Origin of the sequence: Rossellomorea sp. FM04394 (assembly GCF_041889765.1) — a bacterium.
In the GTDB taxonomy this organism is placed as follows: Bacteria; Bacillota; Bacilli; order Bacillales; family Bacillaceae_B; genus Rossellomorea; species Rossellomorea aquimaris_B.
On sequence record NZ_CP168654.1, the window covers coordinates 2,906,034 to 2,928,148 of the forward strand.

The following is a 22,115-nucleotide window of genomic DNA, read 5'->3' on the forward strand; positions in this document are numbered from 1 at the left end:
TATAGAGATAAGCCCTCATCTATGCTATAACTAAAGTAAAATAATAAGGCATGAGGTGATTTAGTGGAATTACTATTCATTGCATTAGTAAGTTTCTCTATCCTATTACTGGTTATTTCGTTTTTTATACGGGATCGGTATCGTGATATTGAAAAAGACATAGATGATTTGTCAATGAATGTTCTTCAAGAGCATTATCAGTTAAAAAAGAGAATACGGGTATTGGAAGAAGAGCTGATGGTGGATGGCGATGCACCTTTAAAAAGAACAGCTCCTGCCAGGAAACCCATTCACGAGGTTGTAAAAAACCAAGTCATTGCATTACATCAACAGGGAATACCTGTCGAACAAATCGCAAAGCAATCCGCACTTTCTAATACAGAAGTCCAGCGACTTATTTCGAAGCTATAAAAAGAGGGTCCATGAATAAACATGTTAACAAATTCATTGACCTGAATCATGCTCGAATAAAATACATAAAAAAGCTGTCCTTGTAAGGGACAGCTTTTTACTAGATTGTCTATTCATTCAAGTCGTAACGACGACCTTTCACAAGATAGAACACACCTTCTGCAATGTTTGTTGAATGATCCGCAGCTCTTTCAAGGTATCGGCAAATGAAAGAGAGCTGAGTAATCTGAGCCGTGAATTCAGGTTTTTCTTTATTGAGTGTCAGAAGCTCTACAATCGTTTCACCATATAAGTCATCAACTTTATCATCCATATCAGCGATTCTCTTCGCTTTCGCCACATCTTCCTCGACAAACGACTCCAATGTGAGCTGAATCATTTCTGAAGTTAATGCATGCATTTCCTTAATATGATGAATCGGTTTGATCAGAGGTTCATTTCCAATACGTATCGTCGACTTCGCTACATTCACAGCGAAATCTGCGATTCTTTCCAAGTCTGAAGCGATTTTGATTGCTACAATGATTCTTCTTAAATCTGTTGCGACTGGCTGTTGTTTAGCGATTGTCAATATGGCTAAATCATTGATTTCCTCTTCCAGATCATCGGCTTTTTGGTCGCCTTCGATAATGGCAAGCGCCGTATCGACATCCTTCTCTTCTAACGCCACAATACTTCTTTCAAGTGCAACCTTTGCAATATTCCCCAAATCCATAAGTTTGGTTTGCAGTTCTTTTAGATTCGCATCAAATTGTCCTCTTACTGCCATGATTAAGCCCCTTCCTATTTCAACACTTTAACTTCTCAATAGTAGGAATTAAACACCTGTTGGTATTAATCCTTCTTTGGATGTGAATTAACCGAAACGACCGGAGATATAGTCTTCTGTACGCTTATCAGATGGAGTAGAGAAGATTTTATCCGTTTTGTCAAATTCAACCACTTCCCCGTTCAGGAAGAAGGCTGTGCGGTCAGAAATACGTGCAGCCTGTTGCATATTATGAGTAACAATAATAATACTGTATTCTGATTTTAACTCTTGAACCAGTTCTTCAATCTTTAATGTGGAAATCGGATCAAGGGCAGAAGTAGGTTCATCCATCAGAATGACATCCGGCTCAATAGCAAGACATCTTGCTATACAAATACGCTGCTGCTGTCCACCCGATAGCCCATATGCATTTTGATTCAGACGATCTTTCACTTCATCCCAAATTGCTGCTCCCCTTAAGCTTTTTTCAACAATTTCATCCAGAACTTTTTTATTTTTAATTCCGTGGATACGCGGGCCGTACGCAATGTTGTCATAAATCGACTTAGGGAAGGGATTAGGTTTTTGGAATACCATCCCCACCTTGGTTCTTAATTCCTCAACACGATAATTACGATCAAAAATATTACGCTCACGATAAAGGATATCACCTGATGTTTTTACGCTTGGGATCAGTTCGATCATACGATTTAATGTTTTAATATAAGTGGATTTACCGCAGCCAGATGGACCGATGATTGCCGTCACTTCATTTTCCATAATATCTAAATCAATATTTTTTAACGCATGATTTGTTCCGTACCATAAGTTTAACTGCTTTGTTTGATATACTGGCTCTTTTCCCACTGTAGGATTGATCGTACCTTTATTATTGTTGTTCACCATTGTTGTTTCCATTTTTGAAAGCCTCCTTCATCCATTAAAAAACCAATTAATAAGCGATATTAATATCTTTTTTGAAACTTATTACGAATCAGCACTGCGATCGAGTTCATGAGTAACAGTAAGCCTAACAGGATGATAATACCTGCAGCTGCTACATCATGGAAATCTGCTTGTGGACGTTTTGTCCAATCATAGATTTGCATTGGAAGTGCCGTAAATGTATCCAAGATGGAACCTGGTGTAAATAATAAGATCGTAGGTACACCGATAACGACAAGTGGGGCAGTTTCTCCGATTGCACGGGAAAACGCTAAAATGCTCCCTGTCAATATTCCGGGTATTGCGGCTGGTAAAACAACTCTAGTAATTGTCTGCCACTTTGTAGCTCCCATACCATACGATGCGTCCCTTAACTCTCTTGGTACTGAACGAATCGCTTCTTGAGCGGCTACAATGATCACAGGCAGTATTAACAAACTCATCGTCAACCCTGCTGCCAAAACACTTTGACCAAGAGCAAAGGCACGGGCAAAAATCGTTAAACCTAAGAGACCAAACACAACGGAAGGAACCCCTGCAAGGTTTGAAATATTTACTTTGATAAACTTATTGATTTTGTTTTGTTTAGCATATTCTTCTAAATAAATGGCCGTTCCCACTGCTATGATGAACGAAACAATAACAACCACGAACATCAGCCAAATCGTTCCTATAAAGGCAGCATAGATTCCTGCTTTTTCAGGGAACCTTGATCCCACACTTTGTAAAAACTGCAGATCCAAGTATCCAATTCCTTGAGTGAATACCCGATATAATAATACACTTAACACGACCAAGCCAAATAATGTTGCCAGGAAGAAAAGCCCTTTAAAGACGCTATTCACCATTAGCCTTGAAGACATCTTTTTTAAGACATTTTCATGATTGATATACTTCATGATTAATACTCCTCTCTGAATCGCTTAGAGATGTATTGAGCAAGCAGGTTCATACCAAGCGTGAATAAGAATAAAGTGAAACCTACTGCATAAATACTATAGTAAATCGTCGTTCCATACCCTGCATCCCCAGTACTTACCTGAACGATATACGCCGTCATCGTCTGGATGGAATCAGTAACATTCCAAGAGAGGTTGGGAGATGCTCCTGCAGCAACCGTTACAATCATGGTCTCACCAATTGCACGGGAAATGGCAAGAACGATCGATGCAACAATCCCTGATACGGCAGCGGGTAAAACAACCTTAAGTGCAACTTCTAATTTAGTTGCCCCTAGTGCCTGAGCACCTTCACGAATGGAATTCGGAACAGACGACATTGCGTCTTCAGATAGAGATGCAATCATGGGAATAATCATGATCCCGACTACAATTCCAGGACTTAATGCATTAAATATACTTAATGAAGGTATAAATGACTTCAATACAGGAGTAACGAATGTTAGAGCAAAGAATCCAAATACGATCGTGGGAATCCCTGCTAACACTTCTAATATCGGTTTGATGAATCTTCTTGAACGATCCGTTGCATACTCACTCAAATAAATGGCGGAAGCAAGTCCTATAGGTACTGCAACTACTACTGCAATTCCGGTGATCTTCAGTGTACCGGAGATTAAAGGAAGGATCCCATAGCTAGGATTTTGAATAGAAAAAGGAAACCATTCCGTCCCTGTTATGAAATCAAATACAGATACTCTCGAAAAGAACGTAAATGTTTCAAATATAAGCGTAAATACGATACCAATCGTGGTTAATACTGAAACCCCGGCTATTGCAAATAAAATCCACGGAATTGACTTCTCGAATGACCGATTGAAGCCTTTCCCTCTTTTTTGTGCGATCATGTCTGCAACAGAATATGATGATTCTTTTGAATTTGAAGCCATAAAATGCAAACCCCTTTCATCCACATGACAAGATGAGAAGCAAGTATTAGTCGCTTCTCATCTGTATTTTTGACTTTACCAACGATACTTGATTATTTCAGACCCTCTAATGCATCTTTAGCTTCCTTGATTTTCTCTTCCGGAAGACTTACATAGCCAACTGCTTCTGCCATTTCAGCAGAGTTGTCAAGGGTGAATTTCATGAAATCATATACAGCTTCATTATCTTTTACAGAAGCGTTTTTAGCATATACGAATAATGGGCGTGATAGTGGCGTGTATTCCCCGCTCTCGATTGTTTCGTTATTTGGCTCGACACCGTCGATTTTCACTGCTTTAAGTTGATCCTTATTTGCAAGGTAGTAAGCATAACCGAAGAATCCGATTGCGTTTTTATCACCTGTTACACCTTGTACAAGAACGTTATCATCTTCAGAAAGCTGAATGTTTTGTTTAACCATATCTTTTTCTTCTAAAACTACTTCATTGAAATAATCATATGTTCCTGAGTCAGTACCAGGAGAGTAGAACTTCACTTCTTCATCCGGCCATTCAGGATTGATATCAGACCATTTCTTAGTCTTTCCATCTTCAACCCAAAGCTTTTGAAGATCTTCAACTGTCAAATCTTCTGCCCAGTCGTTTTCTTTATTCACAACGATTGTAAGACCATCTTTAGCAACTTCGAATTCAGTGAAATCTATACCAGCTTCTTCCAGCTTTTGCTTTTCTTCGTCTTTGATTGGACGGGAAGCGTTTGAAAGATCAGTTTCACCTGCGATGAACTTTTCAAATCCACCACCAGAACCGGATACACCGATAGATACTTTTACATCAGGTTGTGTAGCTGCATACTCTTCGTTAACAGCTTCCATGATTGGAGCTACAGTTGATGAACCATCCATTTTAACACTGCCGGATAGCTGTTCTCCTGAACCATTCTCTGCTCCACCTTGAGCACCACATGCTCCTAATACAAGAGCTGATCCGATCATTGCTGACATTGCCAGATACTTAAAGCTTTTCATTCCTAAATTCCCCCTAAGAAACTTGGTTGTTTTGTCCTACGAGTAATAGATTAATAGATGAGTGTTAATGAGGTTTTAACCGTTTGTAAAGGTTTTGTAAATTCGACATTTTTCTTCATCTTCAGACACTCCCCCAAACCGTAAAACCTCGTCAAACCCTTATTAAACATAGTATTAGACAAAGGTTTGCGAATTATGTGTCCTTCAAAAAAAAATCAAATATTTTCCGATTCGTCGATGATTTTCATTTTGATTATTAAAATGATCACTTGATTTTGAGTAAAAAGACATAAAATCCATAAAAAAAAGCTGATCTCCAGAAAGTTATTTCGTGGAAACCAGCTTAAGTCTGTTCAGTTATTCTGTTCTCTTTCCTCTTGCATCTGTTCTTCTGCTTCTTCGGCATTTTCTACTTTCTTATTAACAGAAGTCGGGTCCTTCACTTCTCCTGCACGTTTCTTCTTCAGTTCAAAGTACTTATCCATCACTCGTTTAGAGATGTATTTATTAACGTAAGGATCTGCCACTCCGCTTGCTTGGATATGTGAAGAGGGAACCATTGTAGCATAAGCCACTTCCGGATTATCAAATGGGGCGTACCCGATGAGAGTGGTGTTGTAGTTCAGCTCCCCATCTACATACGTCTCCGCAGTACCTGATTTACCCGCTGCATTATATGGTGCATTTTTAAATTGATCATACGCCGTTCCATCAGGATAGTGGTACACCCGGTAGAAACCTTGTTGAACATGTTCGATTTGGGCTTGAGTCGCATCAATTCGATTCAGCACATTCGTTTCTTTCTCAAACAGGATTGGTCCCAGGCTGTCCAGATCGTTTGTCGGTTCTCTTATTTCTTTCATGATATGTGGCTCCACACGATAACCATCATTTGCAATGGTTGAAATGTACTGTGCTAATTGCATCGTTGTATACGTATCGAACTGCCCGATCGCTAAATCCAGTAAGAAACCTGGAGTGGTGTCTGTACCTGTAAGTCCGGAAGACTCACCAGGTAAGTCGATTCCAGTCGGCACACCCAGTCCGAATTGAGCATAATGATTTCGCAAAACGTCAAATGCCTGTGGATTATTAATCATGGTTTCGTTCGGAATGTATTCTCTTCCGGCAATTCTAAATGCAATTTTCCACATATATGAGTTTGAAGATTTCTCAAGTGCGAACAAGTCGGACATCGGAATTCTTCCGGATCGGTTAAACCATGAAGTTTTTGGCCGGTCATTACCGATTTTAATCGGTTCATCTACAAGCACTTCACCAGGAGTCAAGTTACCCGTCATGTAGCCGGTTAAAACAGTGGCCCCCTTTACAACAGATCCCACTTCATAAGAAGATGTAAAGGTTCCTAACGCAGCATCCCTCATCTCGTACTTGCCCGTTTCAGAATTCTTCACATACTGTTTTCCGGCCATGGCTAATATTTCCCCAGTATTCGGGTCAATCATGACCACGTATGCTCGATCCAGGTTAGGAGACTCACCGCGATTTACCATCTGTTTTCGTAATTCTTCTTCAATGATCTTTTCTACTTCTCGCTGTAACTCCATATCAATGGTGAGAACAATATCTTTCCCCCGTTGACCTTCTTGAACGAGTACAGACTCTAATACACTTCCGCCTTTGGTGACGTTTTTAATTTGTTCCTTTTGACCTTGCAGAACATCTTCATATTCTAATTCTACATAGCTTTTTCCTACACGATCATTCCGGTTATAGTCTTTCGCTAAATAAGAATCTACTAGATTCTCAGGTAAACCTTCCCGTGAAGAAGACACGTTTCCCAGAATGGTTCTTAACGTATCATCAAATACGTAGGATCGCTTCCAGTCTGTCGTCGTATTGACGCCTGGAAGTTCACTGAGATGTTCACTGACGACAGCGAATTCTTCCGGAGTGACTCCTTCGTTCTTCACAATTTGTGGATTTAGGGCATAACCACTTGAGAACTCGCGATAAATCGCAATGATTTCCAAGTCTTTTTCAGTCAATGACGCCAGCTCTTTTTCGGTGATACGGTCCAATCTCATTTGATATACTTTCGCATTCACATCATCTTCAGAGAGTTCTTCATCGCCCTGAAGCTTTTTTATTTCTTTGTCTGAAACCTTTGCGTCTGCTTCTTCTTTATTATTTAATATCCAATAATCTTTCTTGTCTCTTTCCGTTACTTCTTTCGTATCTTTTTCAATGTACTCAGATAGCTTGGATGCAACCTCCAACATTTCTTCGACCTTAGTATTGTTTGCCCGTGTATATGTGATTGCATTTAAAGGAACATTATCGACTATCACATTCCCATATCGATCATACATTTTCCCCCGTGGTACACCTGTATTGACAACAACATCCTCTGTTCTTTCTACTTCCTTCTTGTAGCTTTCTCCGTTCACGATTTGAACGAGTCCCAGTCTGAGAACAAGAAGAGAAAATAATAAGAACACGGCAAAAAACAGCAAATTCATCCGTACGGGAACATGCGTCTTTCTTTTTCTCTTATTTCTTTTCAATCGTTCCAACCCTTCCTCTATGTAAAAATTTCTTTATTTCGTTACCATCCAATCTTATTTTATAGAAAATCTCAAGGATAATCTAGCCATAAGCAAAGAGAGGAAATCTTTCCCTCTCTTTGCTTTAATATCCTATATGGGCAGTTCGACCTTTCGCACAAAGAAATAAATGAGGGTATGACCCGCTCCAAGCATTAGTAGGAGGATGGGGATACTCTCTTCCTGGTTGAAAAATGTGACGGCAATGATGAATGACAACACGGACACAATTCTTCCTAAATTCAAGAAAATCTCCCTCACGACAATATACTCAATTCTCATTTCAGCGGCGTTCCATCCCGTTCCGATTACGTCATACGTCATTGAAATATAAGGAACCAGGAGGATAGGATAAGCAATGGCAATCACGCCTGCGTATAACAATAATTTCGTGTAGGATACATCGAATACGATTAAGAAGATCGCTAAGTAGAGGAGGATCCCCCCCAGCAGAATCGCTCGTTTACGAAATTTTTTCTTAATCACTCTTGAGGCAATATAATACCCAACGAATGCGATTCCGGAGTTAATGAGACCAAACGTACCAATGGCAAACTCACTTCCAGTGCTGATGAACACAAACACTGAAATAATGAAGATAAACGTTCCTTCCCTCAGTCCCTGGAAGAAGTGGGCATTCGTAATGAAGCGCCAATTCGCATTGTTCTTCCTTTCTTCCAGGATTCTGAGGAATAGATACCGTCCGGATGCCGGTCGTCTTTTTAGAGAGAAGCTCAAAAGGACGGCTATGGCAAATAGCAAGAGAGATAAACCGAATACTATGGTATATCCCTTATACGAAGCAAATCTGGAGATGATAAAACCTGCGAGGATCGGGCCGACCATTCCTCCAGCTGACGTTAACGTACCGAGGAATCCATTGAAAAAATCTCTCGTTTCAGGTTCCGTTATTTCAAAGGTCAGTACATTAAACGCTAACCAATAAAAGCCATAGCCGATTCCGAGCAAAGCTCCTAACACAACCAGGTAATTTTCTGCCGACTCCCCGAAAGCCAATACAGATATGTAAAATAGAGCCAAAAAAATAACCCCGAAGCGTAATACAATCACCCGGTCTACTTTCTTTGCCCACCTTCCAGCTAATATAAAAGTTAATGGCTGAAAGATGACAACAGTTAAATTATAGATGCCTAAATCAATGAATTCACCAGATTGCTTCCACAAGTAGATGTTTACAAATGTGTTTGAGAGCGCAATACTCAATGAATATAATCCGCCAATCAATAGCAGCAGAGTCAGATCTTTCGTTAAATCAATATCGCCTAATAACTTTTTATAGCTACTCATTTGAAAAACTCCCCTTTAACGTACCCCTATCTTGTGAAAAAGGGAGGGAAGTTATACAAAAAAAAGAGAGGTTCTTGAAAGAACCTCTCTCCTCGTAGGATTAAATTATTTAGCAGCTGAATAACGCTTCGCTACTTCATCCCAGTTTACAACGTTCCAGAATGCACCGATGTAATCAGGGCGACGGTTTTGATAATTCAGGTAGTAAGCATGCTCCCAAACATCAAGACCTAAAACTGGAGTTTTACCTTCCATCAGAGGGCTATCCTGGTTTGGTGTGCTTGTTACTTCTAATTCTCCGTTGTTTACCACAAGCCAAGCCCAACCTGAGCCAAAACGAGTAGCAGCAGCATTAGCGAACTCTTCTTTAAATGAATCGAAGCTTCCGAACTTGGAAGAGATGGCATCTGCCAACTCTCCAGATGGAGCGCCTCCACCATTTGGAGATAATACCGTCCAGAATAGAGAGTGATTAGCGTGGCCGCCACCATTGTTGCGTACTGCAGTACGAGCACCTTCAGGAACAGCATCTAAGTTAGAAACAAGATCTTCAATGGATTTGCTTAGTAAATCATCGTGACCTTGAAGTGCATCATTTACTTTCGTAACATATGCGTTATGGTGTTTCGTGTGGTGAATGTTCATAGTGTCCTTGTCGATATGAGGCTCTAAAGCATCATATGCATAAGGTAATTGCGGTAATTCGTAAGCCATTATAAATTCCTCCCTATGTATAGTTTCCTGAACAATAAATTCAGGCCGTTTCAGTATAAGATTACCAAAACTACTATATCTGTTCAAATATTTTGCCTTCATTTCTTCACTTTTTCTTACAAGTATAAAATCCCCTATATATTTTTCTCTAGTCATAAGAAAATACTTTTTGGTCAAATGATAAAGAAGAAATAGATAGCCATGACAATCTGGATGATACCTTTTGTCACGACACTGGAGATGAATCCAACGACGGATCCTACGCCTACCTTGACGGCAGTCTTAAGACCAGACCTGTGCACTACCCATTCACCTATGATTGCACCTAAAAACGGGCCGATAAGGATCCCGATCACGGGGATGACAAAAGGGCCAATCAATAAGCCGATTGTACTCCCCCAGATTCCGGCTCTCGTCCCTCCAAATTTCTTGACTCCTATTAGATTCGCCAAGTAATCAGCACCGAATAGTAGAATCACAAACAGAACCTGCACAGTCCAGAATAACCAGCTGAACGGTTCGAAGCTGAAAAACACTCCGTACAATATAAAGCTTCCAATCAGAAAGACGACACTGGGCAATATTGGATAAATCAATCCAACAAAAGATAAAATCATCAGTACGATAATAATACTCCAATAGATTATTTCCATCTTTTAACACCTCCCATAAAGTATAAAAAAAACTGACCCATTTGACAAATATCAAATGGGTCAGCACTTTTATCATTCTACACCCAATACTGCTTCTGCAATATTGACTGCATGATCACCGATACGCTCTAAGTTACTGACGATGTCAACAAACACGATACCTGCTTGTCCAGAACATTTCCCTTCGTTCATGCGCAGAATATGTTGTTTGCGAAGCTTTCTTTCCATTTTATCGATCTGATCTTCTTTTTCAGCTACTTCCCTTGCAATATCAGTATCGTTTAAGTCTAAAGATTTCAACGCTTTTTCCACTGTTTCAATTGTTAGATTAAACATTATTTCAAGGTCGTTCATAGCATCATCTGTAATTTTAACCTTGTTGGTTTGTTGGTACTCAATCAGTTCAACGATATTCTCAAAGTGATCACCTACACGTTCGATGTCGCGCACGGTATCCATCAGTATAGAGTGTCTTTCTGATTCGTTTTCAGATAAAGAAGCTGAAGATAAATCAACCAGGTAATTCGTGATCTTCTTATCAAGATTATTAATGGCACCTTCAATTTGATAAGCTGCTTCAGCATTCTTAGAGCTCTTTGACTTTAAGAATTCATTCGTTTCTTCTAATCCCTTGACAGCGAATTTACCCATGCGCAGTACTTCTTCCTTCGCTTGACCTAAAGCGATGGAAGGTGATTGTTCAATAAACATCGGGTCTAAATGTTTAGAGTTATAATCAACAAGTGAATCCTGCCCTGGGATCAATTTCGTTACGATTACTGCTAATAGGGCGATGAACGGGAACTGAATAATCGTATTCGTTATATTAAATGAGCCGTGAGCAAAAGCGATTGTCATCGGTTCATTCAGATTAAATGAAGATTGTAAAAACAGAACAAACTTAGTGAAAAATGGCAATATGATTAAAAAGATTGTTGAGCCAATCAGATTAAAGAGTACATGGACTGCTGCAGCGCGTCTTGCAGCGACTGAAGCACCCAAAGCTGCAAGAACTGCCGTAATGGTCGTTCCGATATTATCCCCGAATAAAATAGGAAGTGCTGCCTGGATGTCCACTAAATCTGAACTGTATAGCTCTTGTAAAATACCAATTGTTGCAGATGAACTTTGTACAATTACAGTAAATAGAGTTCCAATTACCACTCCAAGAATCGGATTTGTACTCATACTTACAGTCAAGTCATGAAAGGCTTCAAGTGAACGAAGTGGCTTCATTCCTCCACCCATTAATTCCAATCCATAGAATAATGCACCGAAACCAAAAATCATCTGTCCTAAATTGTGTACTTTTTTATTCTTAAAGAAGAATAGCATAATTGTACCCACTGCAATGATTGGTAATGCATATTCTCCAATATCGATCCCGATGATAAACGCTGTTACGGTTGTACCGATATTCGCACCCATGATGACACCGATCGCTTGTCTGAGCGTCATGAAGCCTGCGCTTACTAATCCTACTACGATAACCGTTGTTCCACTACTGGACTGTATTAAGACGGTAACAAAAATACCTGCCAATACGCCCATGAATGGGTTGGTCGTGAACTTATCAAGAATTTCTTTCAGGCGTTCACCGGCAGACTTTTGAAGTCCGTCCCCCATATACTTTATCCCGAAGAGGAAAATCCCTAATCCTCCAAAGAACTGAAACAACATCTCTTGCCAATTTAATTCCATTTTTTCAACCCCTACATAAATTTTCGACATTAAACAACAAAAACCCCATATCATTTTTAATATATTATGGAGAAAAGGTAAATACTTTTCACTCCAAATTTACAATAGGTTAATAAAACTCATCTTTTATTACATTTGTATTACAAAATATAATTAGTACAAATTGTTCACATGTTCGATACTTGCTGAAGAGGAAAGACAAGAATAGAATAGATATGGACTGCATGAAAGGAGAAAAAATAGTAATGAACGTATTTCAACAATTGTATAAAAGTATCTATTCCCCAAAAGACATTGCAACATTCCGTTTTCAGGGAATTGGCAAGACGATCCGTTACGTTTTTTTATTGGCACTAATATCTATTTTACCAGTGGCTGTACAGTTTATATCGTTTGCAACCAGTGCCATCGACAATGTAAGAGAATCAATTGAAGCTGAATTTCCCCCCTTTACAATCGAAAATGGTTCGTTATCTTCCGATCAATCAGAACCGATCACATTAGAAAAGGAAGGCACCACTATCATCTTTGACAGTACAGGCGATTTGAAGGAAGGAAAACTTGACACAAACGATGATACGATAGCCTTTTTGGAAAAGAGTTTCGTAGTCATCAACCAAGGGAATGTCCAATCTTCTTCCTATAGTTTATTTGGCGATACAGCCCTTACAAAAGATGGCTTAATTGATTTATTGGATTCGCTAATAGATATGAAATGGATCCTCCTTCCCGTAGCTTTATTCTTTCTTTTCCTATTCACTTCCGGAATGACGTTCTTGAAGATCACGCTCTTCGCCATAATCGGTATTACGTTTGCGAATGTTCTTAAACGAAATGTTAACTACCGGCAAAGCTTTCGGATCACCGCCTATTCCGCGACGGTTTCCACGTTATTTTTTACCCTAATGGAAATGCTGCAAACCTATATTCCTGCAGCCCCGATATTGGATTGGTTTGTGATCACCGTCATTCTGTACTTAGTCGTGAAAGAGATTCCTCAAAAAAGGATCCGGGCATAATAAGAATCCCTGTCTCATCCGGAGACAGGGATTTCCCTTTCACGTCATTTTCATAGGAACCATTCGCTATATCTCTATAATTTGAATTGCCTGCTTAATTCCTTTAGTTGGTTAGAAGCTTTCAAAAGCTCTGCTCCTACTTCATGGGTATTCCTAACCTTTTCGTGCTGCTCCTCGAAGGCCGCAAGCATCTGCTCCGTTCCTGCTAACGTTTCTTGTGAAACGGAAGAAAACGCCTCTGTAGAAGCCTCCAATTTTGGGAGAGATGTTTCTAAATACCCCAAATCCGCCTTCATATTATGCAAATCCGCCGTAACTCCATCTATTTCATTTTTCAACTGATCAAACGATTCTCGTGTCTCAGTAGCTTCTGATACATAGAAGTGAAATTCTTTGAAAAATTGATCGAATTGCTTGGAAGCATTTAAGGTTATTGACTCCATAGTATGAATAGTTTCAGTAATATTCTTGGTAGCAACTGATGATTGATCTGCAAGCTTCTTTACTTCATTAGCGACAACCGCAAATCCACGACCGGATTCACCCGCCCTTGCGGCTTCTATCGTGGCATTGAGAGCCAGGAGTTTCGTTTGTTCAGCAACTTGATTAATCAATGAAATCACTGTAACGATGGAGGAAGATTGATCATGGACTTCTTGAATGATCTTATTCATTTGCTTAAAGTCTCCGGATACCCTGTTCAACCCCCCAACCATTTTATCAACCTTGTACTCTCCGTCACCCGTAGAATCATTCATATCCTTTGTTTTCTCAAAGACAGAATTCATTTTCTTAAATATGGATTTTACGGTTATATTCATTTCTTGGAAGTGGTTGACATTTACTTCGGAAGTACCTGCCGTTTCTTCTGCCCCCCCTTTCACCATTCTTACCATTTCTACCATATACTCATTTTCTTTCAATAATTCAGCTGAAGAGGTTTGAAGCCGTCTCCCTGTAGATGCTAAGCTATCTGTTGTTTGATGAATATTATGTATCAAGTCTTTCATTTTCAGTGTCATCGAATCAAAACTCTTTTGAAGGGAAACGATTTCCGGCATCGTCGTTTCTACAGGGATGTTGGCAGCCAGATCACCATCCCTTATTTTCTTCATCGATTCGCGCAATTGAGCGATCGGCGAGGTCAACCGGTTCACAAAAAATAAGACAATGATTAAGGCAGTCCCAACGCTAAGACCAATAAGAACCAGTGTATAGGCAGCCATTGACCGAATATCTTGCATATACTCTTCCTGAGGGACAACGATCACGTATTCACCTTGCAGCTCTTGAATCGAATGAAAAGCCATCGTATAAGTTTCCCCCTCTATGTTTGTTTCGATGGTCCCTTTTTCAAGTTCTTCGATTTCATCTATAAGATGTTTCCCAAATTGCAATTCAGAACCTTTACTAACTGAAAACGGTACAGCTTCAGAATCTTTAATAAAATAGAATTGTGCTTCAATATTATCTTGGATCAATGCTGTATCCTGTTTCTTGATCACATCATTCAGTGCTTTCTCAAACTGGTCCTGTTTACCGACATAAATGAGCACCAAGCTTTGTGCGATATCACTCATCGAGGTCACTTCACGATCCAAACGCTGTTCCATAAGATGAATCGTAGCCTGTTTCGACTTTAAATAAGATATCCCTCCAATTGTTGAGCCAGTAGTGACAACCAGAAGTAAAATGACTACCAATAATCGATGCTTTAATGTCAAACTCTTGGAAAATGGAACAGTCATTTTCCTTTTTAGAACCCTTTTAATCCGCTGAGGCCATTCTCTTAAGAAGTTCAATATTTGCAACAAATTCATACACCCTTCCCTAATCTTTCCACATTTCATTTTCTCAAAGAAAGATGAAGGAAATGTAAAGCTTGCGTAAAGGTTTATTGAATTTCAGGACGAAAGACCCCCTTCTTACGGTTGGACAGAAGCATAAATAACATCAAGTTAAGAAGGGAAAATGCAAAGGTGATCAAATACATTTGCAACACATCGTGTTTCCAAAGGCTGTAAGCAATGGGTCCCAGTGCAACCCCACCGAACCTCACTGCTCCATAAATACTGACAACCAATCCCCTCTCATGCTCCGATACACTTCCCGTAATAAAGGTATTAATGACCGGCAGCATCAAGCCCAATCCACCAAAGCTTACTGTGATAAAGAACATCAAAAACCCCAATGATGAAAAAAAGATCAAAAAGCCTAATGGTACCGACATCAAAAACAACCCACATTTCATATACGTCCATCCCTGTTCCTCATCCGTCTTTAATCTCCCCCCGCACCAGTAAGAGCTAATGGTCATCGCACCAAGTGGAAAGATAAATGTAAACCCCTTGAAAAAGCCATCAATATGAAAAGTATTTTCAATATGGTAGGAAAGAAAGAAGAGAATGCCGAATAATAAAAATAAGCCTATCCCTCCAATCGCATATAGTGGAAATAATAAGCGTCCCTTTGAAATAAAGATGGAGTACAGGTTTTTATTATCAGTCTTGTGATCTCCCTCTTTCGTTTCAATCGTTTTTCTAAGTCCGATTAAAATCACCACGCACAATACAGGAAACACCCAAAATGCATGATTCCAATGGACAAGGATAGCCAGTGTAGCACCAATAAGAGGTGCGGCCACCTTGCCTATGCCATTAAACACTTCCAATGACCCTAACATTCTTGACCGTTCCTGTCCTTGATAAATATCACCGATCAAGGCCATGGCCAGAGGCGTCGTCCCAGCCGCCCCCACACCTTGCAATCCTCGGCCAATCATAAAAAGACTGACGGTTTCACTTACTTCTCCGCTCACAACACAAAGCACACTTCCCAGAATCATAACCCATAGTGAAACTGAGATTAACCGTTTTCGCCCATAGCGATCAGACAACAGCCCGACGAAAGGAATCACCACTGCGGCAGGTATTGTGAATGAACTTAAGATAAAACCTGACCAGCCGCTGTTCAAATGTAAATCTGCTTCAATACTTGGCAGAATGGGAATAAGCATTGAATTACCAAGTACCATCAATATGGGAAGTAACCCGATTACAAGTTGGAGAAGCTTATTTGTCATGACGCGTAACTCCTTCAATATTTGATTCACTCTAACAATACGGGAGGAAGGTCTGTATGAAACGAATGGCTATATTCTTTGGTATTATCATTCTTCTTTATAGCGTTTATTATGATTTAAATAAGGGAACCTTAAGGCTCCTATATAAAGAGGCCACAGTCGCAACAGCTCAACCGCAGGTAAATCAAGCGTCTCCTCCGGTGTCACTGGAGTCTCCATCTGAAGACGATACTTCTTCCATTTCTTATGTTGAAATGGAAGTCAAGCCCGGTGATACAGTCTTAAGTCTTGTAGAAGATCTTATTGATGGTTCTATGCCTGTTTCCATCGAACGTGTGATTACCGATTTCGAAGAATTAAATGATGTGCCCCCTGCAAAGATCCAAATCGGAAAAACCTATAAAATCCCGAATTATCAATAATCCAAGCATTCAAAAAACACCTATTTCTTGTCATTTCACATAAAACACTGTTACAATAGCTTCGTATTACTTATAATGAAACTTTGAGAACCTTTCTAAAGGAGCGAATTACACTTGAGTGAAATTATACATCGTTCAAAAACACGTCCGGTCAAAGTCGGAGATTTAACTATTGGCGGTAACAATGAACTTGTTATCCAAAGTATGACCACTACAAAGACACATGATGTTGAAGCAACGGTTAAAGAGATTCACCGTCTCGAAGAAGCAGGTTGTCAGGTTGTCCGCGTAGCTTGTCCAGATGAACGTGCAGCAGACGCGATAGCTGATATTAAGAAGCAAATTAATATTCCACTTGTTGTCGATATACATTTTGACTATAAACTAGCCTTAAAAGCCATTGAAGGCGGAGCCGATAAAATCCGGATCAATCCAGGAAATATTGGCCGCCGTGAAAAAGTGGAAGCAGTTGTCAAAGCAGCGAAAGAAAAAGGGATTCCAATTCGAATCGGCGTAAATGCCGGAAGCCTCGAAAGAAAAATCCTTGAAAAATATGGATACCCAACGGCTGACGGTATGGTAGAAAGTGCCCTTCATCACATCAAGATCCTGGAAGACCTTGATTTTCATGACATCATCGTATCCATGAAAGCATCTGATGTGAACTTGGCAATAGAAGCATACACGAAAGCGGCTAAAGCATTCGACTACCCACTTCACCTCGGAATCACTGAATCAGGCACATTGTTTGCTGGAACGGTAAAGAGTGCAGCAGGTCTTGGGGCGATCCTTAGTCTTGGCATAGGGAATACACTGCGTATTTCCTTAAGTGCCGACCCTGTTGAAGAAGTCAAAGTAGCCAGAGAACTATTAAAGTCGTTTGGATTAGCCTCCAACGCTGCTACCTTGATTTCGTGTCCGACATGCGGCCGTATCGAAATCGACTTAATATCAATCGCCAATGAAGTAGAAGAGTACATTTCCACCATTAAAGCACCCATTAAAGTGGCGGTCCTTGGATGTGCAGTAAATGGACCGGGTGAAGCCAGAGAAGCCGATATCGGTATTGCCGGGGCTCGTGGTGAAGGACTGTTATTCCGAAAAGGAAAGACTGTCCGTAAAGTTCCTGAAGAGACAATGGTAGAGGAATTAAAGAAAGAAATTGACAAGATCGCAGAAGAATATTTTGCTCAGCAAGAGGCAGAAAAGAAAGAACAAGAAGTTTAAATGCATGTAAAGAGGACTGATCTTAGATCAGTCCTCTTTTTTTATTTCTTGAAATGCTCCCAATTTCAAGAAAAGGTGTTACTTTTAAAAGAACGGCAGTACAAATAATCCAATAATTATCGATACGGCCCCAATTCCGATTGCCCAGGCACCGAGCATTTCTGCTCCTCGTCTTCTCGCCACAAATCCAAGCACGATTCCAGCAGCTCCCATGATTACCGGGAGAATAAATAAGGAAAGAATGGATAGGGCAAGTGCCGAGTACCCTAATACACGACCAGATGTTGTCGTATCTTCGGCGGTATCCTCTTCAAAGTCGCGGCTTACATTCATTGGAGCAGCAATTTCTGCTGCTGTTTCTTCACGGTATTCTTTATTCACATCTGTTTCCGGATTGTCGTAATACACGTCGATATCTTGTAGATTTCGATCAACGCTGTTTAATTCGCGTCGTTCATCACTCATACAGCAATCCCTCACTTTCTGTGTTTGGGAGCCTTCTTATTGTTTGTCACTTCTCTTTTTTTACTATGCTAATGTTTGTCATTTTTGTTACCTTATCTTCACTTTTAAAAATAAGAAATGCTTTTTTTAAAAAAGCTCTTTTCCCAACGCTCTTTTCTCAAAGATTGTTGTTTACTAACATATGCTCTGCAAGGCTCTATCAATTAGCGTGTGCTGGATGGTGATGGGAACTGCTCCACTTTCCGCGGACGTTCGGCCGAGCCTCCTCAGCTTCGCTTCCGGGGTCTCGGCACGCCCGTACTTCCGCAGGAGTCTGCGCAGTTCCCCTCACCATCTTTAACAAAATTTTTTGTGACAGAGCTTCAAGGTGTATCAGAAACCAAAATAACTAGAAAAAATAATTCTTCATCATTAAGACAAACAGTCTCTACTTACCTTAAATGAGATTGTTTGCTAAAAAGCTTGTTTTAATTGCTTACGATTAAGGATTCATGCTCAGAAAGTTGATTGGAGCGGAAGGATGCTCGACTCCTGCGGGAATAGCTGGACAGGTGAGACCCCGGAGGCGCAGCCGAGGAGGCTCATCGCCAGCCCCGCGGAAAGCGAGCATCCTGGAGCGGAAAGCAACTAATACTTTCTTCTTTACAATAGAAACAATCTTTACAAAAGAGCGTTTTGAAAACAACGGTTATCTAAAGGGAAGGAATGTGATAAACTTGAAGGAGTTTTTATAAAGAGGAGCATGATGAAGAATGAAACGTTTTGGAATCGATATTGATGGGACAGTTACATCACCTGAATCCTTACTGCCTCATATAAATGAATATTTTAAATTAAATTTAACCTTACAAGACATCACCCAATACGAATTGACAGAAGTCCTGGATATTTCCCCTCAAACCTTCGGAAAATGGTTTAAGGGAGCAGAACCTGTCATCTACAAAGAATCTCCCCTTGCTCCCGGTGCAAAGAAAATATTGGATCAATGGAAAGAAAAACATGAGCTTTATTTTATAAGCGCAAGAAGATCAGACCTTATTCAATTAACGAAAGAATGGTTTAATTCACAAGATTTAATGTATCATCATATCGAATTAATCGGCTCCCATGATAAAGTTTCAACAGCGAAAAAACATGATGTCGACATTTTCTTTGAAGATAAACACGATAATGCTGTATCGATTTCTGAAGAGCTGTCCATTCCCGTGCTTTTATTTAACACACCTTACAATCAAAAGCCGATCCCTGGTGGAGTCATTCGCGTAAATGACTGGCAGGAAGCGAATACCTGGGTTCAAGGCTGGCTTCAAAATCAATCATAGAAAAAAGCCTCTGACTGACATCAGGGGCTTTTTTCGATTACACATTAAATAAGGATTTGAAACGTTCCACGCGCTTTCTGTTCACTTTGAAATCATAATAGCCTAGACGTGAACCTGACTTGATATGTAGAAGATTCGAGTTTTCATCTATATAGAGTTCCAGGTCATCCTTGAATTTCAACCACTTTGATGTAAAAACAGCTTGTATATAATGTGATTTCTCTTCCTTGATCTCTACATGATCGAACTTGCCCAGGGTGGTGCGGATTCTCGCCTTCGTATCCTCGACGCTTCCACTGATGGGAAGTGGTGCTATTCGATGATATGATGTGAGATCAATTGTGCTCACACAGTTTTTTTTATTTGTTGGGCAGTGAGTAAAAGGGACAGTTTCCATGGGTGCATCTCCTCTCCATTCCTTCTGTATAATTGCATTTTTTCCCTCTTTTCCCTTCACTTAAACTCTGGATATTTCAGCAATAAAAAAAAGAGACCCTAAAAGAATCTCTCTACTGACATTGGGGGCACTTGCCATAAATTTCGAATTTATGTCCGGATATATCATATCCTGTATCCGTTAAGTTTTCTTTAAGTGCCTCCATGGGACATGTGTGAATTTCTTTCGTTTTCCCACAATCCATACAAATGAAATGATGGTGATGGTGATGGCTTTCGCATGTAAATCGAAAATGTCTTTCACCTGATAGTTCAGTTTCTTCCAAAATCTCAAGTTCAACAAACAAGCTCAAATTACGGTATATTGTATCAAAACTGAGCCCCGGGTAATCAGCTTTCATATTTTCTAAAACATCCCTGGCCGTCAAATATTTATTAGAGCTGGAAAACAGTTCAAGTAATTGCTCCCGTTTTCCTGTATGCTTATATCCTTTTGATTTTAACAGGTCCATTGCTTCCGTTACATTCACTTTCTACACCTCAACTTTAGAAGAATGACTCGACGTTTTTATTTTCTTAATCACAATTGTAATGAGAAGGATTAATATCGCCGTCATGACAATCGTACCACCTGGTGCAAGATTCAAATAGAAGGCACTGATTAATCCAACAATAACAGAAATTTCACCGAAAACAAGCGAAAACCCGATCGTTTGCTTAAATCCATTGGCAATCCTGATACTTGCAGCAACCGGTAATGTCATAAGGGACGAAACCAGCAGGATCCCGACGACTCGCATAGAAGCGGCAATCACAAGTGCTACCATGACCATAAAGATAAAGTGGATAGCCTTAGCGGGGATACCTGACGCCTTTGCATGATCTTCATCAAAGGATAGAAGGAACAATTCTTTATATAGGAGGAAAATCACGCCTATGACAAGAACGCTGATTCCTCCAATCAGATACAAATCTCCTCTGCTGACTGCGCTGACACTTCCAAACAAATAACTAAATAAATCTGTATTAAAACCGTCTGCCAGTGAAATGAAGATGACCCCTATCCCGATTCCTCCAGATAGGATGATCGGAATCGCAAGCTCTTGATAATGCTTATATAACATACGCAAACGTTCAATGAACAAGGAGCCCATGACAGAGAATACCATTCCAAAATACAGGGGATTCAACCCCGAAAAAGCAGGAATCGTTTTACTTAAATACAGGCTCGCTGCAATCCCTGACAGAGTGACGTGACTCAAGGCATCCGCGATTAAAGATAGCCTCCTTACGACGATGAATGCTCCTAATAAAGGTGCAATGATTCCTATGAGGATCCCCGTAAGAAATGCATTTTGTAAAAATTCATATTGAAAAATAGCTTGAAGCATTGTCTTCCCTCCAATCGATCATGAATGATGATGTTCATGCTCATGATTTAAGAAATGTACATCATGACCATAAAAAGAGGAAAGCTGATTTTCTTTTAGCTTTTCAAACTCTTCTGTTTTGCCATGGAAATGTAAATGTTTATTTAAGCAAGCGACATGAGTCACTTTATTCGAAATCGACCCTATGTCATGAGTTACAAGAACGAGTGTAATCCCTAAATCTTTATTTAACGTTTCTAACATATCATAGAAATTTTGGACGTTTTGACTGTCCACTCCCACTGTCGGTTCATCAAGAATCAATATATCAGGCTGGCTTACGAGCGCCCGGGCAATAAATACCCTTTGCTGTTGTCCTCCTGATAATTCCCCAATATTACGTTTAGCGAATGGACTCATCCCAACTGATTCAATGGCTCCATACACATCTTGTTTGTATTTAGATGAAATTCTCTTGAACAATCCTGCTTTTTTCGCTAATCCACTCGCCACCACTTCATAAACCGTAGCTGGAAAACCTGTATTGAAGCTATTGGCCTTCTGGGAAACAAACCCTATGCGATCCCATTGTTTGAATTTATGCTGGGGGACTCCAAATAACTCAATATTCCCTTGTTTTACTCGTAACAGACCCAGAACAAGCTTAAGTAGTGTCGATTTACCTGAACCATTAGGTCCCACGATTCCAAGGAATGCCCCTCTGGGGATGGTCAGGTTAATATCTTCGAGAACTCTTTCCCTCTCATATCTGAAATTTACATCTTCTATTTTAATAATGGGATTTGTAGTATCCATGTTAATCATCTCTCTTTATAAGAATCATTACGATTTAAAAGTACATAGGGTAGTATACATGATGGGTGC

22 protein-coding genes are annotated in these 22,115 nt (G+C 40.0%); 5 read left to right on the top strand and 17 right to left on the bottom strand.

Annotation, left to right across the window (positions count from 1 at the left end; translation table 11 throughout):
- Window positions 1-63 precede the first annotated feature (63 nt).
- On the top strand, window positions 64-411 hold the full coding sequence (locus ACCB35_RS14745; protein WP_374054309.1) for a hypothetical protein: 348 nt from the start codon (window positions 64-66) through the stop codon (window positions 409-411).
- Window positions 412-520: 109 nt separating this feature from the next.
- On the opposite strand, the gene phoU is transcribed toward ACCB35_RS14745, so the two are convergent.
- The 10 genes from phoU to ACCB35_RS14795 form a co-directional block, all read right to left on the bottom strand.
- A complete protein-coding gene (gene phoU, locus ACCB35_RS14750; RefSeq protein WP_044339651.1) occupies window positions 521-1,180 on the bottom strand; it encodes a phosphate signaling complex protein PhoU in 660 nt (219 codons plus the stop codon).
- A gap of 87 nt (window positions 1,181-1,267) precedes the next feature.
- Window positions 1,268-2,068 (bottom strand): phosphate ABC transporter ATP-binding protein PstB, encoded by an 801-nt coding sequence (pstB, locus tag ACCB35_RS14755; RefSeq protein ID WP_374057034.1) that lies wholly within the window; start codon window positions 2,066-2,068, stop codon window positions 1,268-1,270.
- Between the two features lie 59 nt (window positions 2,069-2,127).
- Complete coding sequence (pstA, locus tag ACCB35_RS14760; RefSeq protein ID WP_044339649.1) at window positions 2,128-3,006, bottom strand: phosphate ABC transporter permease PstA; 879 nt, start codon at window positions 3,004-3,006, stop codon at window positions 2,128-2,130.
- A gap of 2 nt (window positions 3,007-3,008) precedes the next feature.
- Window positions 3,009-3,914: a phosphate ABC transporter permease subunit PstC gene (gene pstC, locus ACCB35_RS14765; protein ID WP_374057035.1), complete on the bottom strand. Its 906-nt coding sequence runs from the start codon at window positions 3,912-3,914 to the stop codon at window positions 3,009-3,011.
- 134 nt (window positions 3,915-4,048) lie between these two features.
- Window positions 4,049-4,984 (bottom strand): PstS family phosphate ABC transporter substrate-binding protein, encoded by a 936-nt coding sequence (locus tag ACCB35_RS14770; RefSeq protein ID WP_374054310.1) that lies wholly within the window; start codon window positions 4,982-4,984, stop codon window positions 4,049-4,051.
- A gap of 353 nt (window positions 4,985-5,337) precedes the next feature.
- Entirely contained in the window at window positions 5,338-7,467 is a 2,130-nt protein-coding gene (locus tag ACCB35_RS14775) for a peptidoglycan D,D-transpeptidase FtsI family protein (RefSeq protein WP_374054311.1), read from the bottom strand.
- Window positions 7,468-7,644: 177 nt separating this feature from the next.
- Window positions 7,645-8,859, bottom strand: a complete 1,215-nt coding sequence (locus tag ACCB35_RS14780) for an MFS transporter (protein WP_044339645.1) — start codon at window positions 8,857-8,859, stop codon at window positions 7,645-7,647.
- A 105-nt stretch (window positions 8,860-8,964) separates the two neighbouring features.
- Entirely contained in the window at window positions 8,965-9,573 is a 609-nt protein-coding gene (locus ACCB35_RS14785) for a superoxide dismutase (RefSeq protein WP_044339644.1), read from the bottom strand.
- Window positions 9,574-9,746: 173 nt separating this feature from the next.
- Entirely contained in the window at window positions 9,747-10,226 is a 480-nt protein-coding gene (locus tag ACCB35_RS14790) for a DUF456 domain-containing protein (RefSeq protein ID WP_374054312.1), read from the bottom strand.
- A 72-nt stretch (window positions 10,227-10,298) separates the two neighbouring features.
- Window positions 10,299-11,927, bottom strand: a complete 1,629-nt coding sequence (locus ACCB35_RS14795; RefSeq protein ID WP_374054313.1) for a Na/Pi cotransporter family protein — start codon at window positions 11,925-11,927, stop codon at window positions 10,299-10,301.
- 245 nt (window positions 11,928-12,172) lie between these two features.
- Here ACCB35_RS14795 and ACCB35_RS14800 point away from each other — a divergent pair, with 245 nt between their 5' ends.
- A complete protein-coding gene (locus ACCB35_RS14800) occupies window positions 12,173-12,946 on the top strand; it encodes a DUF1189 domain-containing protein (RefSeq protein WP_374054314.1) in 774 nt (257 codons plus the stop codon).
- 74 nt (window positions 12,947-13,020) lie between these two features.
- Here the strand turns inward: ACCB35_RS14800 and ACCB35_RS14805 are convergent, their stop codons facing one another.
- Together ACCB35_RS14805 and ACCB35_RS14810 are read right to left on the bottom strand one after the other, a co-directional pair.
- Window positions 13,021-14,748 (bottom strand): methyl-accepting chemotaxis protein, encoded by a 1,728-nt coding sequence (locus tag ACCB35_RS14805; RefSeq protein WP_374054315.1) that lies wholly within the window; start codon window positions 14,746-14,748, stop codon window positions 13,021-13,023.
- A 92-nt stretch (window positions 14,749-14,840) separates the two neighbouring features.
- Window positions 14,841-16,028, bottom strand: a complete 1,188-nt coding sequence (locus ACCB35_RS14810; protein ID WP_374054316.1) for an MFS transporter — start codon at window positions 16,026-16,028, stop codon at window positions 14,841-14,843.
- A gap of 56 nt (window positions 16,029-16,084) precedes the next feature.
- On the opposite strand from ACCB35_RS14810, the gene ACCB35_RS14815 reads away from it, so the two are divergent.
- Entirely contained in the window at window positions 16,085-16,450 is a 366-nt protein-coding gene (locus ACCB35_RS14815; protein ID WP_374054317.1) for a hypothetical protein, read from the top strand.
- Between the two features lie 123 nt (window positions 16,451-16,573).
- Entirely contained in the window at window positions 16,574-17,677 is a 1,104-nt protein-coding gene (gene ispG, locus ACCB35_RS14820; RefSeq protein WP_187443688.1) for a flavodoxin-dependent (E)-4-hydroxy-3-methylbut-2-enyl-diphosphate synthase, read from the top strand.
- A gap of 84 nt (window positions 17,678-17,761) precedes the next feature.
- Here the strand turns inward: ispG and ACCB35_RS14825 are convergent, their stop codons facing one another.
- Window positions 17,762-18,142, bottom strand: a complete 381-nt coding sequence (locus ACCB35_RS14825) for a DUF4190 domain-containing protein (protein WP_044339637.1) — start codon at window positions 18,140-18,142, stop codon at window positions 17,762-17,764.
- Between the two features lie 752 nt (window positions 18,143-18,894).
- Between ACCB35_RS14825 and ACCB35_RS14830 the strand changes: the two genes are divergently transcribed.
- Complete coding sequence (locus ACCB35_RS14830) at window positions 18,895-19,464, top strand: hypothetical protein (RefSeq protein ID WP_374054318.1); 570 nt, start codon at window positions 18,895-18,897, stop codon at window positions 19,462-19,464.
- A 37-nt stretch (window positions 19,465-19,501) separates the two neighbouring features.
- On the opposite strand, the gene ACCB35_RS14835 is transcribed toward ACCB35_RS14830, so the two are convergent.
- From ACCB35_RS14835 to ACCB35_RS14850, 4 genes are all read right to left on the bottom strand, one after another.
- Window positions 19,502-19,861, bottom strand: coding sequence for a DUF1499 domain-containing protein (locus ACCB35_RS14835; RefSeq protein ID WP_044339635.1), 360 nt, complete (start codon window positions 19,859-19,861; stop codon window positions 19,502-19,504).
- 112 nt (window positions 19,862-19,973) lie between these two features.
- Window positions 19,974-20,390, bottom strand: coding sequence for a Fur family transcriptional regulator (locus ACCB35_RS14840; protein WP_044339634.1), 417 nt, complete (start codon window positions 20,388-20,390; stop codon window positions 19,974-19,976).
- A 3-nt stretch (window positions 20,391-20,393) separates the two neighbouring features.
- Entirely contained in the window at window positions 20,394-21,251 is an 858-nt protein-coding gene (locus ACCB35_RS14845) for a metal ABC transporter permease (RefSeq protein WP_374054319.1), read from the bottom strand.
- A gap of 18 nt (window positions 21,252-21,269) precedes the next feature.
- Window positions 21,270-22,046, bottom strand: coding sequence for a metal ABC transporter ATP-binding protein (locus tag ACCB35_RS14850; protein WP_044339632.1), 777 nt, complete (start codon window positions 22,044-22,046; stop codon window positions 21,270-21,272).
- Between the last annotated feature and the right edge of the window lie 69 nt (window positions 22,047-22,115).